The sequence below is a fragment of the Hamadaea tsunoensis DSM 44101 genome (genome assembly GCF_000428945.1).
Classification (GTDB): Bacteria; Actinomycetota; Actinomycetes; order Mycobacteriales; family Micromonosporaceae; genus Hamadaea; species Hamadaea tsunoensis.
In genome coordinates, this window is sequence record NZ_AUAX01000001.1 from 472,479 (window position 1) to 488,249 (window position 15,771).

Sequence of the window (15,771 nt, forward strand, 5' to 3'; positions counted from 1 at the left end):
AGTCCGCCCCTTTTTTGAGATGCCCCCTTGACCTAGTCTTTCGGCATGCCGGACGTGATCATCGTGGGTGCGGGCAGCATGGGATCGGCGGCGGCGTACGCGCTCGCCCGGCGGGGAGCCTCGGTCGTCGCGCTCGACCGTTTCACCCCGCCGCACACCCGGGGCGCCCACGCCGGCGGCTCCCGCATCATCCGCATGACGTACGCCGAAGGGCCGGCCTACGTGCCGCTGCTACGGCGTACCTATGCGCTGTGGGAGGCGCTGGACCCGACTCTGGTCACGCCGACGGGCGGGCTCAACATCGGACGGCCCGGCTCCGGGACCGTTGCGGGAGCACTGGAGAGCGCGGTCGCGTACGGGCTGGATCACGAGGTGCTGGACGCTTCCGCTCTGCGCCGGCGGTTTCCCGCCTTCACCCCCGCCGCCGACGAGGTCGCGGTGTACGACGTGGCCGCCGGGATCGTCGAACCCGAGCGGGCCATCGCCACGCTGCTGTCCCGCGCGGCTTCGCTGGGGGCCTCGTTCCGCTTCGGTACGTCCGCGGAATCCTGGTCCACATCAGACAGTGGTGTGTCGGTCGTGCTGTCCGACGGGTCGACCCTTTCCGCGGACCGGCTCGTGCTGGCACCCGGCGGGTGGGCGCCCGGACTACTGGGCTTCCCGGTGCCGCTGCGGGTCTCGCGGCGGATCCAGCACTACTGGGCGTCGCCCGGTCCGGCGTACGAGCCCTCGGCCTTTCCGGTCTGGATCTGGGAGTCCGGCGAGGGCATCGGCTACGGGATGCCCGCGTTCGGGGCGGAAGGATGGGTCAAGGCCGCTTTCCACCACGGCGACGAGCCCGCCTCGCCGGCCGAGGGGGTCCGGCCGTACGCGCCCGGCGAGGAGGAGCCTGTCCGGTCGTGGCTCGCCGACCGGATTCCCGGACTGTCGCGTCACGTCGGGGCCAAGGAATGCATGTACACCCTGACGCCGGACGAGAACTTCCTCATCGGCGCGCATCCCTCGGACTCACGGGTGGTGGTCGCGGCAGGGTTCTCCGGGCACGGGTTCAAGTTCGTCCCGGTGGTCGGGGAGATCCTGGCGTCACTCGCCCTGGACGGGACCTGCGACTTCGACCTGACGCCGTTCTCCCCCGGCCGATTCTCCTGAAGGCCACCCCTTTACCCTGCGCCTCACCCGGCCTCCGACGATCTTGCGCGAATGTCCCGAATTTCGCGGCGAATGCCCGAAACGTCCGAACATTCGCGCAAGATCGTCGAGGAGTGACGCCGCCGAAAGGGGCGTCACAGGAGGTCGATGGCGCGGTAGATGCGGACGTCCGACACCGGGTACGCCGTCCCCATCGTCTGCGCGAAGTAGCTCACCCGCAGCTCTTCGATCATCCAGGGGATCTGCGTGACCGCGTCCGCCGCCCGGCGCGCCGGTGGCAGTTCGGCGACGCGTTCGTTGTACTCCGCCCGGATCTCCTCGATCCGCTGGGTGTACTCACGGTCCCGGGTCACGTTCGCGGCCAGCTTCTCCAGCCGGATCTGCATCGCCTGCAGGTAGCGCTGCACGTGCGGCAGCAGCCACCAGCCCGTCTCCGCGACGAACCCGGCGTGGATCAGCCCGGACAGCTGCCGGCGCAGGTCGTTGACCGCGAACACGTACGCGATGTTCGACACGCCCTTCAGCCGTCGCTCCACCTCGAAGGAGGCGGTGAGGATCAGCTGGACCTTGGACACCACCTGTTCGAAGGCGTCGAACAGGTTCTCGCGTACCTTTTCGCGGAGGGCGGTGAAGGCGTCGGGGGTCCAGGCCGGGCCGCCGTTCTCGGCGATCAGCCGGTCGACCGCGCACGCGACACAGTCGTCGAGCAGGGCGGCGATGCTGCCGTGCGGGCCCTTGCCGAGCGCCAGTTTGGCCGCGTTGTCGAGGCGGCTGGACAGGAAGCGTACGGGCGAGAAGGGCAGGTTGAGCATGAGCAGCCGGCGGGTGCCCCGCCACATCGCCTTCTGCTGTTCGGCTTCGCTCTCGTAGAGGCGTACGCCGACGGAGTCGCCCTCGTCGTGCAGGGCCGGGTACGCCTTGACGGTGTACCCCATCCGCTTGCGCTCGACGTTGCGCGGGATCTCCTCGTCCGGGAATCCGGTCAGGCCGGACCGCTCCACATCGGACACGGTGGTCTGGAAGACCTCGCGGGTCTTGGGGCGCAGCTTGGCCTGGATCGCGGCCAGGTCCTTGCCCTCGGCGAGCACCTTGCCGTCCTCGTCCTCGACCCGGTACGTCATCCGCAGGTAGTCCGGCAGCTTGGCCAGATCCCAAGCGTCGTAAGGGATTTCGACGGCCGCCAGCCGGTGCAGGTGCCGGCCCAGCCCCTCCAGCAGCGTGCCCTCGTACGGGGTGATCTGGGTGAGCGCGTACTTCGCGTGGTCGGGGGCGGGGACGAAGTGCCGGCGCAGCACCTTCGGCAGGCTGCGCAGCAGGGACGTCACCAGTTCCTCGCGCAGTCCGGGGATCTGCCAGTCGAAGCCCTCGGTCGTCAGGGCGGCCAGCGCGGCGACCGGGATGTGCACGGTGACGCCGTCGGCCTCGGTGCCCGGCTCGAACTGGTAGGTCAGCGGGAACTCGTGCCCGCCGCTGCGCCACACGTCGGGGTAGTCGGCCTCGCTGACGCCGCCCGTGCCGGTGTTGGTGAGCATCGCCAGGTCGAACGTGAGCAGGTCGGGCTGCTGGTGCCGCTCGGTCTTCCACCACGCGTCGAAGTGCCGGCCCGACACGACGTCCCGCGGTACGCGCGCGTCGTAGAAGTCGAACAGCGTCTGGTCGTCGACGAGGATGTCCCGGCGGCGGGCGCGGTGTTCGAGCTTCTCGACCTCGCCGAGCAGCTCGCGGTTCTTGGCGAAGAAGTGGTGGCGCGTCTCCCAGTCGCCCTCGACGAGCGCGTGCCGGATGAACAGCTCCCGGCTCAGGCCCGGGTCGATGTTGCCGAAGTTGACGCTGCGCTGCACGATCAGCGGCACGCCGTACAGGGTCACGCGCTCGTAGGCGAGGACAGCGCCGGCCTTCCGCGACCAGTGCGGCTCACTGTACGAGCGTTTCACCAGGTGGCCGGCGAGCTTCTCGACCGCCTCCGGCTCGACCTTCGCCACGATCCGGGCCCACAGCCGCGAGGTCTCCACCAGCTCGGCGGCCATCACGAAGCGCGGATTGCGCCGGAACAGCACGGAACCGGGGAAGATCGCGAACTTCGCCCCGCGCGCGCCCGCGTACTCCCGCTTCTCCTGCTCGTAGAGGCCGATGTGGCTCAACAGGCCGGCGAGCAGCGAGACGTGGATGGCCTGGCCGTTGGGAACCTTGTCCGGATCCTTGGCCGCGCGCACCGCCTGGCTGTCGCTCGCCGCGCGCCGCAGCTGGCTGAAAAGATCCTGCCATTCGCGTACGCGAAGGTAGTGCAGGTATTCGGCCTTGCACAGCCGGCGGAACTGGTTGCCGGACAGCTCCTCCTGCTTCTCGTGCAGGTAGTCCCAGAGATTGATGTACGCGAGGAAGTCCGATTCCTTGTCCGCGAACCGGGCGTGGGACTGGGCGGCCTGCTGCTGCTTGTCCTGCGGGCGCTCCCGGGGATCCTGAATGGACAGTGCGGCGGCGATGACGAGGACCTCGCGCAGGCACAGGTTCTGCTCGCCTTCGAGGATCATCCGGCCGAGCCGCGGATCGACGGGCAGCTGCGCGAGCCGGCGGCCGGTCTGCGTCAGCCGGGCGTCGGCGTCGAGCGCGCCGAGTTCGTGCAGGAGGTCGTAGCCGTCCTTGACGTTGCGCTTGTCCGGCGGGTCGAGGAACGGGAAGTCGGCGACCTCGCCGAGGCGCAGCGCGATCATCTGCAGGATGACCGAGGCGAGGTTGGTCCGCAGGATCTCCGGATCGGTGAACTCCGGCCGGGACTCGAAGTCCTCCTCGGAGTACAACCGGATGCAGATGCCGTCGCTCAACCGCCCGCAGCGGCCCTTGCGCTGGTTCGCGCTCGCCTGGGAGACGGGCTCGATCGGCAGCCGCTGCACCTTCAACCGCTGGCTGTAGCGGGAGACGCGGGCGGTACCGGGGTCGATGACGTACTTGATGCCGGGGACGGTCAGCGAGGTCTCGGCGACGTTCGTGGCGAGCACGATCCGCCGCCCGGTATGCGGGGCGAACACCTTGTGCTGCTCGGCCGTGGACAGCCGCGCGTACAGCGGGACGACCTCGGTGAACCGCAGATTGCGCCGGTTCAGCGCGTCGGCCGTGTCCTTGATCTCCCGCTCGCCGGACAGGAACACGAGAATGTCGCCGGGGCCCTCGGCCGCCAGTTCGTCGACCGCGTCGCAGATCGCGCCGACCTGGTCGCGTACGTCCTCGGACTCGTCCTCTTCCTCCTCGGCCTCGTTCACCAGGACGAGCGGCCGGTAGCGGACCTCGACCGGATACGTACGCCCGGAGACCTCGACGACCGGCGCGGGCTTGCCGTCGGCGTCCGCGAAGTGCTGGGCGAACCGCTCGGTCTCGATGGTCGCCGAGGTGATGATCACCTTGAGGTCGGGCCGCTTGGGCAGCAGCTGCTTGATGTAGCCCAGGATGAAGTCGATGTTGAGGCTGCGCTCGTGCGCCTCGTCGATGATCAGGGTGTCGTACGCGCTCAGCAGCCGGTCATGGGCCAGCTCGGCGAGCAGGATGCCGTCGGTCATGAGCTTGACCAGGTTCTGTTCGCTGACACTGCCGCCGAAGCGGATCTGGTAGCCGACCAGGTCGCCCAGCTCGGTCCCCAGCTCCTCCGCGATCCGGTCCGCCACCGTACGCGCGGCCAGCCGCCGGGGCTGGGTGTGCCCGATCATGCCGTCGATGCCGCGGCCGAGTTCGAGACAGATCTTCGGGATCTGCGTCGTCTTGCCCGAACCGGTCTCGCCGGCCAGGATCACGACCTGGTTGTCCCGGATGGCCGCGAGGATCTCGTCCCGGCGCTGGCTGACCGGGAGCTCCTCGGGATAGGTGATCTTCGGCACCCGGGCGCGGCGGGCCTCCAGCTGCTCGGGCGTACGCCTGCGCCGCTCACGGCCGGTGTTCTGCTTCCGCTCCGGGCGCTGGTTCCGGCCGTCCCGGGAGCCGCGCCCGTCACGCTGGGGGCGGGTGCGGTTCGGCCCACGCTCGGTCGCGGGCGCCTGGTCACCGGTGGGCTTGTCCGCGCGGGAGGTGCTCTCCGCGACGGGTGCGGCCGCCGCTTCGCCGGTCGCGTTCTCCGCGGCGGATGCGGCCGGCTGAGGACCCGGCCGACGGGAGGCGGGACGGCGGCGGCGCGCGCCCGGACGTCCGCCTGCGCGCTGCTGCGGACCGCCGGCGCGCTCGGGCGGGCTCTGCTCGGGAGTGCTCATCTCGCCGACAACACTATCGGCTGCGCCGTCCCGGTCCCACCGGGTTTCCCACCCGCCCCGCCCCTGCCCCGCCCCCGCAGCGCCCCCGCACCCCTTGCGACGATCTTGCGCGAATGTCTCAAATATCGCGGAGAATGCCCGGAATGCCGGTACATTCGCGCAAGATCGTCGGAAGGAAGACGGCGGGTCAGCAGCGGGGCAGGCGGTCGGCCAGGTAGGCCTCAATCTCCGCCAGCGGGACCCGCTCCTGCTCCATCGTGTCGCGGTCGCGTACCGTCACCGCGTCGTCTTCGAGGGTGTCGAAGTCGACCGTGACGCAGTAGGGCGTACCGATCTCATCCTGGCGGCGGTAGCGGCGGCCGATCGCCTGGGCGTCGTCGAAGTCCACGCTCCAGCGCTGCCGGAGCGCGGCCGCCAGCTCCCGCGCCTTCGGCGACAGCTTCTCGTTGCGCGACAGGGGCAGCACGGCCACCTTCACCGGCGCGAGCCGCTTGTCGAAGCGCATGACGATCCGCTTGTCCACGCCGCCCTTGGTGTTGGGCGCCTCGTCCTCGTCGTACGCGTCGAGCAGGAACGCCAGCACCGCCCGGGTCAGACCGGCCGCCGGCTCGATGACGTAGGGGAACCAGCGCTCGTTGGTCTCCTGGTCGAAGTAGGACAGGTCCACACCGGACTCACGCGAGTGCGTCGACAGGTCGAAGTCGGTACGGTTCGCCACGCCCTCCAGCTCGGAGAAGTCGGTGCCGCCGAACTGGAAGCGGTACTCGATGTCGACCGTACGCTTCGCGTAGTGCGACAGCTTCTCCTTCGGGTGCTCGTAGTAGCGCAGGTTCTCCGGCTTGATGCCGAGATCGATGTACCAGTTCCAGCGCTGTTCGAGCCAGTACTCGTGCCACTTCTCGTCGGTGCCGGGCTCGACGAAGAACTCCATCTCCATCTGCTCGAACTCACGCGTACGGAAGATGAAGTTGCCGGGCGTGATCTCGTTGCGGAAGCTCTTGCCGACCTGGGCGATGCCGAACGGCGGCTTCTTGCGCGACGCGGTCGCCACGTTGTTGTAGTTCACGAAGATGCCCTGGGCGGTCTCGGGCCGCAGGTAGTGCAGGCCGTCCTCGCTCTCGACCGCGCCGAGGTAGGTCTTCATCATGCCGTTGAAGTTGCGCGGCTCGGTGAACGTGCCCTTGTTGCCGCAGTTCGGGCAGTTGAGCTGCTTCAGGTCGAAGACCGCGTCCGGCTTCTTGGCCAGGAACGCCTCTTCGAGGTGGTCGGCCCGGAACCGCTTGTGGCACTGGGTGCACTCGGTCAGCGGGTCGGTGAACTCGCGGACGTGGCCGGAGGCCTCCCACACCTGGCGGGCGAGGATGATGGCCGAGTCCAGGCCGACGATGTCGTCGCGGGTCTGCACCATCGCCCGCCACCACTGGCGGCGGACGTTCTCCTTCAGCTCGATGCCGAGCGGGCCGTAGTCCCAGGCGGAACGCGTGCCGCCGTAGATCTCGCTGGACGGGAAGACGAAGCCTCGCTTCTTGGCGAGATTGACGACCGCATCGATACGATCCGCGGGCATGATGGGCTCCTTCCGTGGAGGCCGCCGCCGGCTGGCTGTCGGCGGTATTTAGTCAGCAAAGATAGGACCCCGGGCCGGGGCCTGCACCTGGTTAACGCTACCGAAGCCGTCCCGGCTCGCCCTCAGGCGGTGCCGCAGATCTCCAGATGACCGGTCGACGCGTCCTGGGCCAGCTGATACGTCACGTTCTGGGTACGCGTACCGAACTTGAGCTCGACCGGCATCTCCAGGGTCGCCACGTCGAACTTGCCCAGGGTGTATCCGGTGCTGCCGGCGGTGTCCTGCTCGGCGTCCTTGAAGTCGTTGAGGTCGTAGCGCTGGCGCATCCGGTCGCACAGCAGCGCGTACGCGTCGTTGTAACGCTCGTGCTCCAGGGCGGTCAGATAGTCCCCGACCACCTTGTGGGCCTGGTCGTTGACCGCGCGTACGCCGGTGACGATCATGCCGGTGAAGACCGCGACGCCGCCGCCGCAGACCAGCAGGACGGCGAGGACCGCGGTGCCGACCGCCCACCAGACGCGCTGGTTGCCGCCCTCGGTGGGGGCCGCGACGAACGGCGGGCGTACGCCTGGACCCGGCGGGATGCGCTCCAGCGGCGGAGCCGCCACCGGCGGGTGGCCCACCGGGCCCGACGGCGGAGGGGGCGGCACGGTGGCGGGCCAGCCGGCCGGGTGCGCCGGATCGGGCGTGGGCTGGGTCACCTGGCGATCATACGGCGCGGTCGCTGGATCGCACTTCCACCTGTGCGCCCGGGGCGGCCGTCGCGAGCGTCTCGTACGCCGTCGGCTCGAACAGCGATTCGGCCAGCAGCGGGGTGGCCGTGATCTTGACATCGAACCGGGACAGCGCCCGCCGGTACGCGCCCACGTGCTCCCATTCGGTGACCAGGCACCAGCTCTGCGGCTCGTCGAGCGACCGGGTCAGCTCGCCCCGCAGGTAGCCGGGGGCCTCGGCCAGCGCACCCAGCGCCGCGTGCGCGCGGGGCACGAACGCCTCCTCGTCGGCGACGACGAACCTGTTGAAGACCAGCATCCTGAACGCCCTCCCGCGGTTGAAGTCACAGAGTAGCCCTGGCCGGAAGCCGCCTCGCGAGGCATCGCGGTCCGGGCGAAGATGAAAACGCTTTTGACAATCATTCTCATTTAGGGGAGAGTGGTGGCATGCGACGCTCCCTCCTCGGAACCGTCCTCCTGGCCTCGGCCCTGGTGCTGGCCGCCTGCGGCAAGACGGCACTGCCGGACGCCGGCGGCCGGCTCACCGTCGTGGCCGCCTTCTATCCGCTGCAGTTCGTATCCGAACGCGTCGGCGGCGACGCGGTCAGCGTCACGAACCTGACCGCGCCGGGCGCCGAACCGCACGATCTGGAGCTGACCCCCCGGCAGGTCGCCCAGATCGCCGAGGCCCAGGTCGTCGTCTACCTCAAGGGCCTGCAGCCGGACGTCGACAAGGCCGTCGCCGAGCAGGCGAAGGGCACCGTGATCGACGTCTCGGAGCTCGTCCCGATGCTCACCGCGACCGGCGAGGCGGCGTCCGAGGCACCCGGCCTGCACGGCCGGGACCCGCACGTGTGGCTCGACCCGACCCGGCTGTCCACGATCACGGCCGCGGTCGCCGCGAAGCTCGGCGCCGCCGATTCCGGGCACGCGTCCACCTTCACGGCGAACGCCGCCAAGCTGGAGGCCGACCTCGGCGAGCTCGACATGGAGTACGCGGCCGGTCTCCAGACCTGTGCCCGCAAGCAGATCTTCACCAGCCACGCGGCGTTCGCGTACCTGGCCCAGCGGTACGGGCTGCAACAGGTGGCGCTGTCCGGACTCGACCCCGAGATCGAGCCCACCCCGAAGCAGCTGGCCCAGGTCGCCCAGCAGGCCAGGGAATCCGGCGCCACCACGATCTTCTACGAGACGCTGGTGAGCCCGAAGGTCGCCGAGACCATCGCCCGCGAGGTCGGGATCAAGGCCGAGGTGCTCGACCCGATCGAGGGCCTCGCACCGGGGGCGGGCGGCGACTACCTGAGCATCATGGGCGACAATCTGAGCACATTGCGTACGGCCTTGGGGTGTTCGTGACAACTGTTCTCCGGGTACGCCACGGTGTGGTCGCCTACGGCGAGCGCCCGGTCCTGCGCGGGGTCGACCTGACCGTCCACACGGGAGACGTCGTCGCGATCCTCGGCGCCAACGGTTCCGGGAAGTCGACGCTCATCAGGGCCGCGCTCGGGCTCGTCCCGCTGTCCGGTGGCGAGATCGAACTGTTCGGCACCCCGCTGCGGCGCTTCCGCCAGTGGCCCCGGCTCGGCTACGTGCCGCAGCGCCTGGGGGCCGGGGGCGGCGTACCGGCGACGGTCGGGGAGGTCGTCGCGGCCGGCCGGCTCGGGCGCCGGGGCTGGAAACCGGCCACCCGCCGGGACCGGGAGGCCGTCCGGGCCGCCATCGACGCCGTCGGCCTGGCCGACCGCACCAAGGACCCCGTCTCCACACTGTCGGGCGGGCAGCAGCAGCGGACGCTCATCGCCCGCGCGCTGGCCGGCGAACCGGAGCTGCTCATCCTCGACGAGCCCACCGCGGGCGTCGACGCCGCGAGCCAGGAGACCTTCGCCAAGGCGCTCGGCGACTTCGTCCACGGCGGCGGCTCGGTCGCGCTCGTCGCCCACGAACTCGGCCCGCTCGCGTCCCTGATCACCAACGCGGTCGTCATCCACGACGGCGTCGTCGCCCACACCGGGCCCGTGCCGCCGCCCGCCGGCCACCACGCCGACCCGGACCACGACCATGTCCACCCGCACGCGCCGGGCACCGCGCCGGGCCTCTGGGAGCGGCCATGAGCATCTTCGCGTACCAGTTCATGCAGTACGCCTTGCTGGGCACCGCGATCACCGGACTGACCGCCCCGGCCCTCGGCATCTACCTCGTGCAGCGGCGACTGTCGCTGATCGGCGACGGCATCGGGCACGTGGCGCTGACCGGTGTCGGGATCGGCGTACTCATGAACAAGTCGCCGGTGCTCCTCGCGACGCTGGTGGCCGCCCTCGGTGCCGTGGCCGTCGAGATCATCCGCGAGCGCAGCCGCACCTCCGGCGACATCGCCCTGGCGATCCTGTTCTACGGCGGCATCTCCGGCGGCGTGTTCCTGGTCGCGCTGTCGCGGACGAGCGTGAACCTGAACTCGTTCCTGTTCGGGTCGCCGCTGACGATCTCCGACGCGGACATGGCCACCATCGTCGTGCTCGGCGCGGCCATCCTCGCGGTCTGCCTCGGCCTGCGCCCCTGGCTGTTCGCCGTCTGCCAGGACGAGGAGTACGCGAAGGTCGCCGGCCTGCCCGTGCGTACGCTCAACGTGGTCATCGCGATCACGACGGCGGTGACGGTGACGACGGCGATGCGCTCGATCGGCCTGCTGCTCGTGAGCGCGCTCATGGTCGTGCCGGTGGCGACCGCGCAGCTGGTGACCCGCGGCTTCGGCAGCACGATGGCGCTGTCGATGGTGCTGGGCCTGGCCAGCGGGGTCGCCGGGATCGTGATCTCGGGGCCGTCGGACACCGCGCCCGGTGCCACGGTGGTGCTCTTCGCGATAGCGCTGTTCCTGGTGGTCGCGATCGGCGCGGCTGGTCGGCGGGCCTGGCGCCGCCGTAGGATGCCCGGTGAGCCCGCGCACTGCGATCCACCGGACGTGCTGCTCAGTCAGGAGGGACGGTCATGACCGTGGATGGCCGGAAGACCGCGCCCGCGCGCACGACCCGGCAGCGCACCGCCGTCGCCGCCCTGCTCGCCGAGACCCCCGGTTTCCACAGCGCCCAGGAACTGCACGCGATGCTGCGCGACAAGGGCGACGCGATCGGCCTGACCACGGTCTACCGCACGCTGCAGGCACTGGCCGACGCCGAGGAGATCGACGTCATGCGGCCGCCCGGTGGCGAGCACCTCTACCGCCGGTGCAGCGACACCCATCACCACCACCTGGTGTGCCGGGTGTGCGGGGCGACGGTCGAGGTCGAGGGCCCGGCCGTGGAGACGTGGACGTCGAAGATCGCGGCTCGGCACGGCTACTCCGACGTGAGCCACACCCTGGAGCTTTTCGGTACCTGTTCGCGATGCGCGGCGGAGGCTTCGTCCACCCCCTGATTGGGCAATATGGACGCATGCCGAAGCTCTACGCGGAAAGACCGTTCCGGTTCGGCCGGCAGTTCCTGGCCGACGTCTTCGTGGTCGCCTGGATCGTGTTCTGGATCTGGCTCGGGCGCACCCTCTACGTCCTCATCATGAAGCTGGCGGTGCCGGGCCAGAAGCTCGAATCCGCCGGCGCCGGGCTCGCCGGCAACTTCACCGACGCCCAGCACAAGGCGGACGACATCCCGCTGGTCGGCGACAAGCTCGGCGTACCGTTCGGCAAAGCGGCCGACGCGGCCAACGCCATCACCGACGCGGGCCGCAGCCAGCAGGCGGCCGTGCACGACGTCGCGCTGGCCCTCGGCATCGCGATCGCCGTGCTGCCCATCTTCTTCGTCGGCCTGCTCTGGCTGATCACCCGCGTACGCTGGATCCGCCAGGCCAGTGCCGCGGCCCGGCTCCGGCGCCGGCGCGGCGGTGTCGAACTGCTCGCCCTGCGGGCGCTGTCGGGCGCGCCGATCCGGCGGCTGGCGACCATGCCCGACGACACGGCCGCCCGCTGGCGCGCCGGGGATCCGGGCATCATGGACGGCCTGGCCGAGCTGGAGCTGCGCCGGCTCGGCCTGCGTACGCGGATCAAGACCGGTTAGGGTCTGTTTGAGAAACAGACCCTAGTCCCGGGGAATACGGCGGCGGACGTCGTGCTGGGTGGACGGGCCTTCGGACCAGCTCGCCACCCACTCCCCCGTCTCCGGCAGCGGGACGATCCCGTCTTCGAGGAACGCGTACCGTCCACTCACGACGGCCTTGGCCGCCTTGACGTCGATCGCGTCGGTGTTGGCGTGCAGCGCCCGGAAGACGGTCTCCGCCCGGTCGCGGGCCTGCCGGCAGAACAGGTCGGCCAGTTCCAGCTCCTCGCGGCGGCCCGAGGCGTGCGCGCGTACGCAGGTGGCCGCGATCGCGAACAGCTCCGCGCCGACGTCGACGATCCGGGCCAGGTAGTTCTGGTGGAACTCCATCCGGCCCTGCCACGTGGCCATGCCCCGGAACGTCTCGCGGGCGAGCTTGCGGGACGCGCGTTCGGCGTACCGCAGATGCTTCGCGAGCGGCCCGTACGCGCCGTAGCCGCCGACGGTTCCCTTGCCCGCCGCGAGCGTCGGCAGCCAGCGCGCGTAGAAGCCGGCCGCCTTCACGCCCGCCTTGGTCTTCCTCCCGGCGCCGGCCTTCGGGTCGATGATGTCACCGGCCACGCTCAGGTGCTGGTCGACGGCCTCCCGGGCGATGAGCAGGTGCATGATCTCGGTCGAGCCCTCGAAGATCCGGTTGATCCGCATGTCCCGCAGCAGCTGCTCGGCGCCGATCGCACGCTCGCCCCGGGCCTCCTGCGACGCGGCGGTCTCGTAGCCCCGGCCGCCCCGGATCTGGACGAGTTCGTCCACCGCCCGCCAGCCGAGCTCGGACGCGTACAGCTTGATGAGCGCCGCCTCGATCCGGATGTCGTTGCGGTCGTCGTCGGCGAGCATGCAGCACAGGTCGAGCATGCTCTCCACCCCGTACGCGGTCGCCGCGAGGAAGGACACCTTCGTCGCGATCGCCTCGTGGACCGCGACCGGCCGCCCCATCTGTACGCGTTCCGCCGCCCAGCGCCGCGCGACCCCGGCCGAGTACTTCATGGCCCCGACGCAGGAAGCGGGGAGCGACAGGCGGCCGGTGTTCAGCGTACCGAGGGCGATCCGCATGCCCTTGCCCTCGTCGCCGATCCGGTTCTCCGCCGGGACGAACACGTCGTGGAAGCGGGTGACGCTGTTCTCCAGCCCGCGCAGCCCCATGAAACCGTTGCGCCGCTCGACGGTCACCCCCTCGGCGTCGCCCTCGACCACGAAGGCCGTGATCCCGCCCTTCCGGCCGTCGGACTTGGGCACCCGCGCCATCACGACCAGCAGGGTCGCCACGGTTCCGTTGGTGGCCCACAGTTTCACGCCGTTGAGCCGGTAGCCGCCCTCGACCGGCGTCGCCGAGGTACGCAGCCGCGCCGGATCCGAACCGACGTCGGGCTCGGTCAGCAGGAACGCCGACACCTCGCCGCCCGCCACCCGGGGCAGGAACTTCTTCTTCTGCTCCGGACTCCCGTACATCTTCAACGGCTGCGGTACGCCGATCGACTGGTGCGCGCTCAACAGCGCCCCGACGGCCGGATTCGCCGAACCGGCCAGCATCAGCGCCTTGCAATAGTGCAGATTGGACAGTCCCAGGCCGCCGTACTCCGGATCGATCTTCATCCCGAACGCGCCGAGCTTCGCCAGCCCGGTGAACACCTCGTCCGGAATGAACGCCTCGCGCTCGATCTGCTCGTTGTCGACCTTCTCCGCGAGGAACGCCGCCAGCTTCGGCAGGAACTCCTCCGCCCGCCGGGTCTTCTCCGGATCGGAGGTCGGCCACGGGGAGATCAGGTCCATCCGCAGCCGGCCGAGGAACAACTGCTTGCCGAAACTCGGCTTGCGCCACTCGGCGTCGCGGGCGGATTCGAGGATCTCGCGCGCCTGCGCAGCCTCGCGGTCCGACTGGTTCTCGCGGCCCGACTGGTTCTCGCGGCTCTGGGTCGTCGCGGTCATCGCTGGCACCTCCGGGGTTCGGCGGGCAACACCCTCCACGCTAAACCCGTTTGCTACCCGTGGGTAGGCCGATTTAACCAAGATCCCCCACGCAGGATCCCCGGCTCAAGATCCCGCTTGGATCAGGGAAATCACCCGAATCTTGGCCCAAGATTACGTGCGAAACCCTGATCCAAACGGGATCTTGGGCCCGGATCACGAGGCGGCCTATTCGTACTGCTCTTTCGGCGGCTCTATCGGGCGCCAGGCCGTCACCTCGACGAACGGGATGATCTCGCCGTTGACCCCATCCTTGACCTGCTGGTCGCTGTATGTGCCCTCGACCTCCACCCAGGAGTCGTCGGCGAGACCGGTCGGGCCCTGGCCGGCGAAGCCGACCTTGATCGGCCGGGCGTCCGCCGCGCAGCAGGAGAGGATCATGCGGGCGAGGATCTGCCGGCCGTCCGCTCCCGTGGTGAGGAAGCCGGTGAGGCGTACCTTGCGGTCGCCGAGGGACTGCCCTTTGTCGAAGACCGCCCGGGACGCGTAGTCGAGCATCGTCAGCGGGACGACGTCGCCGGCCGGCAGCGGCGGGAAGTCCGACTGGTCGGCCGTGGACAGGGCGGTGCCGGACTGGCCGGCGGCGTAGGAGCCCATGGCGGGCGGGGCCACGAGGAGCAGGCCGAGGACGGGGGCGATGATCAGCCAGCCGATCATCGGCTCCCGGTGCGGCTTGCCGTCCCCGTGGTCGTGCCCGTCATCGCCCCCGTGATCGTGCTCGCGCTCGTCGGTGGACCGGAATTCGTACCACAGTGTCATGATCGCGGCGAGGACGAGCAGGACGCCCGCGCAGATGAGGAAGGGGCGCAGCCCTGCCTTCACGTACCGCAGGTAGAGATCGGTCAGGCTGGTACGCAGAACCGCCCCGCCGAGCAGCAGCATGATGACCGCTTGGGCCTGCCTGTTCACAGGAACACCGCCCCCAGCCCGAGGCCGACCGCGACCGCCGCGACGAACGTGGTCGGGGCGAACCGGAACGCGAACCGGCGGCCGAAGACACCGGCCTGCATGGACATCAGTTTGAGGTCCACCATGGGCCCGACGAGCAGGAACGCGAGCCGGGCGGTCAGCGAGAACTGGGACAGCGAGGCGGCCACGAACGCGTCGGCCTCCGAGCAGATCGACAGCAGTACGGCGAGCAGCCCGAGCGCGACGACCGACAGGAACGGGTGCGCGGCGACGAGCAGCAGCCAGCGTTCGGGGACGAAGACGTTGATGGTGGCCGCCGCCGCGGCACCGAGGGCCAGGTAGCCGCCCGCGTGGATGATGTCGTGCCGGCAGGAGGCCCAGAACGCCCGGCCGCGCGCGAGGTCGTCGAGTTCCGGGCGGTGCGGCAGCTTGATCCATTCCGCCTTGCCGAGGCGCAGCCAGAGCCAGCCCATGAGCGTCGCGATGATCAGGCTGCCGACCGCGCGCAGTACCACGATCCCGGGCCGGCCGGGGAAGGCGACGGCGGTCGCGGTGAGCACGATCGGGTTCACCGCCGGGGCGGCCAGCAGGAACGCGAGCGCGGCCGCCGGGGTGACCCCGCGGCGCATGAGGGAGCCGGCGATCGGTACCGAGCCGCACTCGCAGCCGGGCAGGATCACGCCCGCGCAACTGGCCACCGGTACGGCGAGCGCGGGATGGCTCGGCAGCGCCTTGGCCCAGAAGCCCCGGGGCACGTACACGGCGATCACGGCCGAGAGCACGACACCGAAGACGAGGAAGGGCGTCGCCTGCACCATCACCGACACGAACACCGTCGTCCAGGTGGCGATCCGCTGGCCGGACAGCAGCCCGGCGAGGGGCGCGCGCAGCAGGACCAGCAGGATCAGCAGCCCGGCCAGGATCTCCACCGAGCCGATCCGGCGGCGTGTCGCGGCTGGTCGGGACGGTGTGCCGGGCGGCGTACGCGGCGGCGAGACTGTCGTCACGAAACCGTACGGTACCGGCCGAAAGAGTGTTACGGTACGCGCCACAAGTGAATAGAACACAGACGACAGGGGAGCGCACAGCGCTGAGAGTGCGGCCGGGCAACCGGGCCGCAGACCCTCGAACCTGATCTGGACAAGGCGTTGCCGACG

Annotated in this window: 13 protein-coding genes; 6 read left to right on the top strand and 7 right to left on the bottom strand. The window is 70.1% G+C overall.

The window, feature by feature from the left end:
• Positions 1-45 precede the first annotated feature (45 nt).
• Positions 46-1,149 carry an N-methyl-L-tryptophan oxidase gene (gene solA / locus G401_RS42850; RefSeq protein WP_034590411.1) on the top strand — a complete coding sequence of 368 codons (1,104 nt, stop codon included), beginning with the start codon at positions 46-48 and terminating at the stop codon, positions 1,147-1,149.
• Positions 1,150-1,283: 134 nt separating this feature from the next.
• Here solA and hrpA read toward each other — a convergent pair whose 3' ends face one another.
• From hrpA to G401_RS0102145, 4 genes are all read right to left on the bottom strand, one after another.
• Complete coding sequence (gene hrpA / locus G401_RS42855) at positions 1,284-5,381, bottom strand: ATP-dependent RNA helicase HrpA (RefSeq protein ID WP_051366012.1); 4,098 nt, start codon at positions 5,379-5,381, stop codon at positions 1,284-1,286.
• 187 nt (positions 5,382-5,568) lie between these two features.
• Positions 5,569-6,948 (bottom strand): glycine--tRNA ligase, encoded by a 1,380-nt coding sequence (locus G401_RS0102135; RefSeq protein ID WP_027341206.1) that lies wholly within the window; start codon positions 6,946-6,948, stop codon positions 5,569-5,571.
• A gap of 122 nt (positions 6,949-7,070) precedes the next feature.
• Positions 7,071-7,649, bottom strand: a complete 579-nt coding sequence (locus G401_RS52235) for an Rv0361 family membrane protein (RefSeq protein ID WP_051366013.1) — start codon at positions 7,647-7,649, stop codon at positions 7,071-7,073.
• Positions 7,650-7,656: 7 nt separating this feature from the next.
• Positions 7,657-7,980 carry an antibiotic biosynthesis monooxygenase family protein gene (locus G401_RS0102145; protein WP_027341207.1) on the bottom strand — a complete coding sequence of 108 codons (324 nt, stop codon included), beginning with the start codon at positions 7,978-7,980 and terminating at the stop codon, positions 7,657-7,659.
• 128 nt (positions 7,981-8,108) lie between these two features.
• Between G401_RS0102145 and G401_RS0102150 the strand changes: the two genes are divergently transcribed.
• The 5 genes from G401_RS0102150 to G401_RS0102170 are packed head-to-tail and all read left to right on the top strand — an operon-like array spanning position 8,109 to position 11,704.
• Complete coding sequence (locus tag G401_RS0102150) at positions 8,109-9,017, top strand: metal ABC transporter substrate-binding protein (RefSeq protein WP_027341208.1); 909 nt, start codon at positions 8,109-8,111, stop codon at positions 9,015-9,017.
• On the top strand, positions 9,014-9,772 hold the full coding sequence (locus G401_RS0102155) for a metal ABC transporter ATP-binding protein (protein WP_027341209.1): 759 nt from the start codon (positions 9,014-9,016) through the stop codon (positions 9,770-9,772). The genes G401_RS0102150 and G401_RS0102155 overlap by 4 nt, the downstream gene beginning before the upstream one ends.
• Positions 9,769-10,647 (top strand): metal ABC transporter permease, encoded by an 879-nt coding sequence (locus G401_RS0102160; RefSeq protein ID WP_027341210.1) that lies wholly within the window; start codon positions 9,769-9,771, stop codon positions 10,645-10,647. Before G401_RS0102155 ends, G401_RS0102160 begins: the two co-directional genes overlap by 4 nt.
• On the top strand, positions 10,644-11,069 hold the full coding sequence (locus G401_RS0102165) for a Fur family transcriptional regulator (RefSeq protein ID WP_027341211.1): 426 nt from the start codon (positions 10,644-10,646) through the stop codon (positions 11,067-11,069). The genes G401_RS0102160 and G401_RS0102165 overlap by 4 nt, the downstream gene beginning before the upstream one ends.
• Before the next feature lie 17 nt (positions 11,070-11,086).
• Positions 11,087-11,704, top strand: coding sequence for a hypothetical protein (locus G401_RS0102170; protein ID WP_034590412.1), 618 nt, complete (start codon positions 11,087-11,089; stop codon positions 11,702-11,704).
• A 21-nt stretch (positions 11,705-11,725) separates the two neighbouring features.
• On the opposite strand, the gene G401_RS42865 is transcribed toward G401_RS0102170, so the two are convergent.
• From G401_RS42865 to G401_RS0102185, 3 genes are all read right to left on the bottom strand, one after another.
• The gene (locus tag G401_RS42865) at positions 11,726-13,666 is read right to left on the bottom strand and encodes an acyl-CoA dehydrogenase family protein (protein WP_051366014.1); all 1,941 of its coding nucleotides are present in this window, start codon (positions 13,664-13,666) and stop codon (positions 11,726-11,728) included.
• 207 nt (positions 13,667-13,873) lie between these two features.
• On the bottom strand, positions 13,874-14,614 hold the full coding sequence (locus G401_RS0102180; RefSeq protein ID WP_027341213.1) for a TIGR03943 family putative permease subunit: 741 nt from the start codon (positions 14,612-14,614) through the stop codon (positions 13,874-13,876).
• Positions 14,611-15,621 (bottom strand): permease, encoded by a 1,011-nt coding sequence (locus tag G401_RS0102185; protein ID WP_051366015.1) that lies wholly within the window; start codon positions 15,619-15,621, stop codon positions 14,611-14,613. Before G401_RS0102185 ends, G401_RS0102180 begins: the two co-directional genes overlap by 4 nt.
• Positions 15,622-15,771 lie beyond the last annotated feature (150 nt).

What these genes read in the sequence shown, in the direction of transcription:
- solA (WP_034590411.1), top strand. Translation starts at nt 46, where the DNA reads ATGCCGGACGTGATCATCGTGGGTGCGGGCAGCATGGGATCGGCGGCG.
- hrpA (WP_051366012.1), bottom strand. Translation starts at nt 5,381, where the DNA reads ATGAGCACTCCCGAGCAGAGCCCGCCCGAGCGCGCCGGCGGTCCGCAG.
- G401_RS0102135 (WP_027341206.1), bottom strand. Translation starts at nt 6,948, where the DNA reads ATGCCCGCGGATCGTATCGATGCGGTCGTCAATCTCGCCAAGAAGCGA.
- G401_RS0102145 (WP_027341207.1), bottom strand. Translation starts at nt 7,980, where the DNA reads ATGCTGGTCTTCAACAGGTTCGTCGTCGCCGACGAGGAGGCGTTCGTG.
- G401_RS0102150 (WP_027341208.1), top strand. Translation starts at nt 8,109, where the DNA reads ATGCGACGCTCCCTCCTCGGAACCGTCCTCCTGGCCTCGGCCCTGGTG.
- G401_RS0102160 (WP_027341210.1), top strand. Translation starts at nt 9,769, where the DNA reads ATGAGCATCTTCGCGTACCAGTTCATGCAGTACGCCTTGCTGGGCACC.
- G401_RS0102165 (WP_027341211.1), top strand. Translation starts at nt 10,644, where the DNA reads ATGACCGTGGATGGCCGGAAGACCGCGCCCGCGCGCACGACCCGGCAG.
- G401_RS0102170 (WP_034590412.1), top strand. Translation starts at nt 11,087, where the DNA reads ATGCCGAAGCTCTACGCGGAAAGACCGTTCCGGTTCGGCCGGCAGTTC.
- G401_RS42865 (WP_051366014.1), bottom strand. Translation starts at nt 13,666, where the DNA reads ATGACCGCGACGACCCAGAGCCGCGAGAACCAGTCGGGCCGCGAGAAC.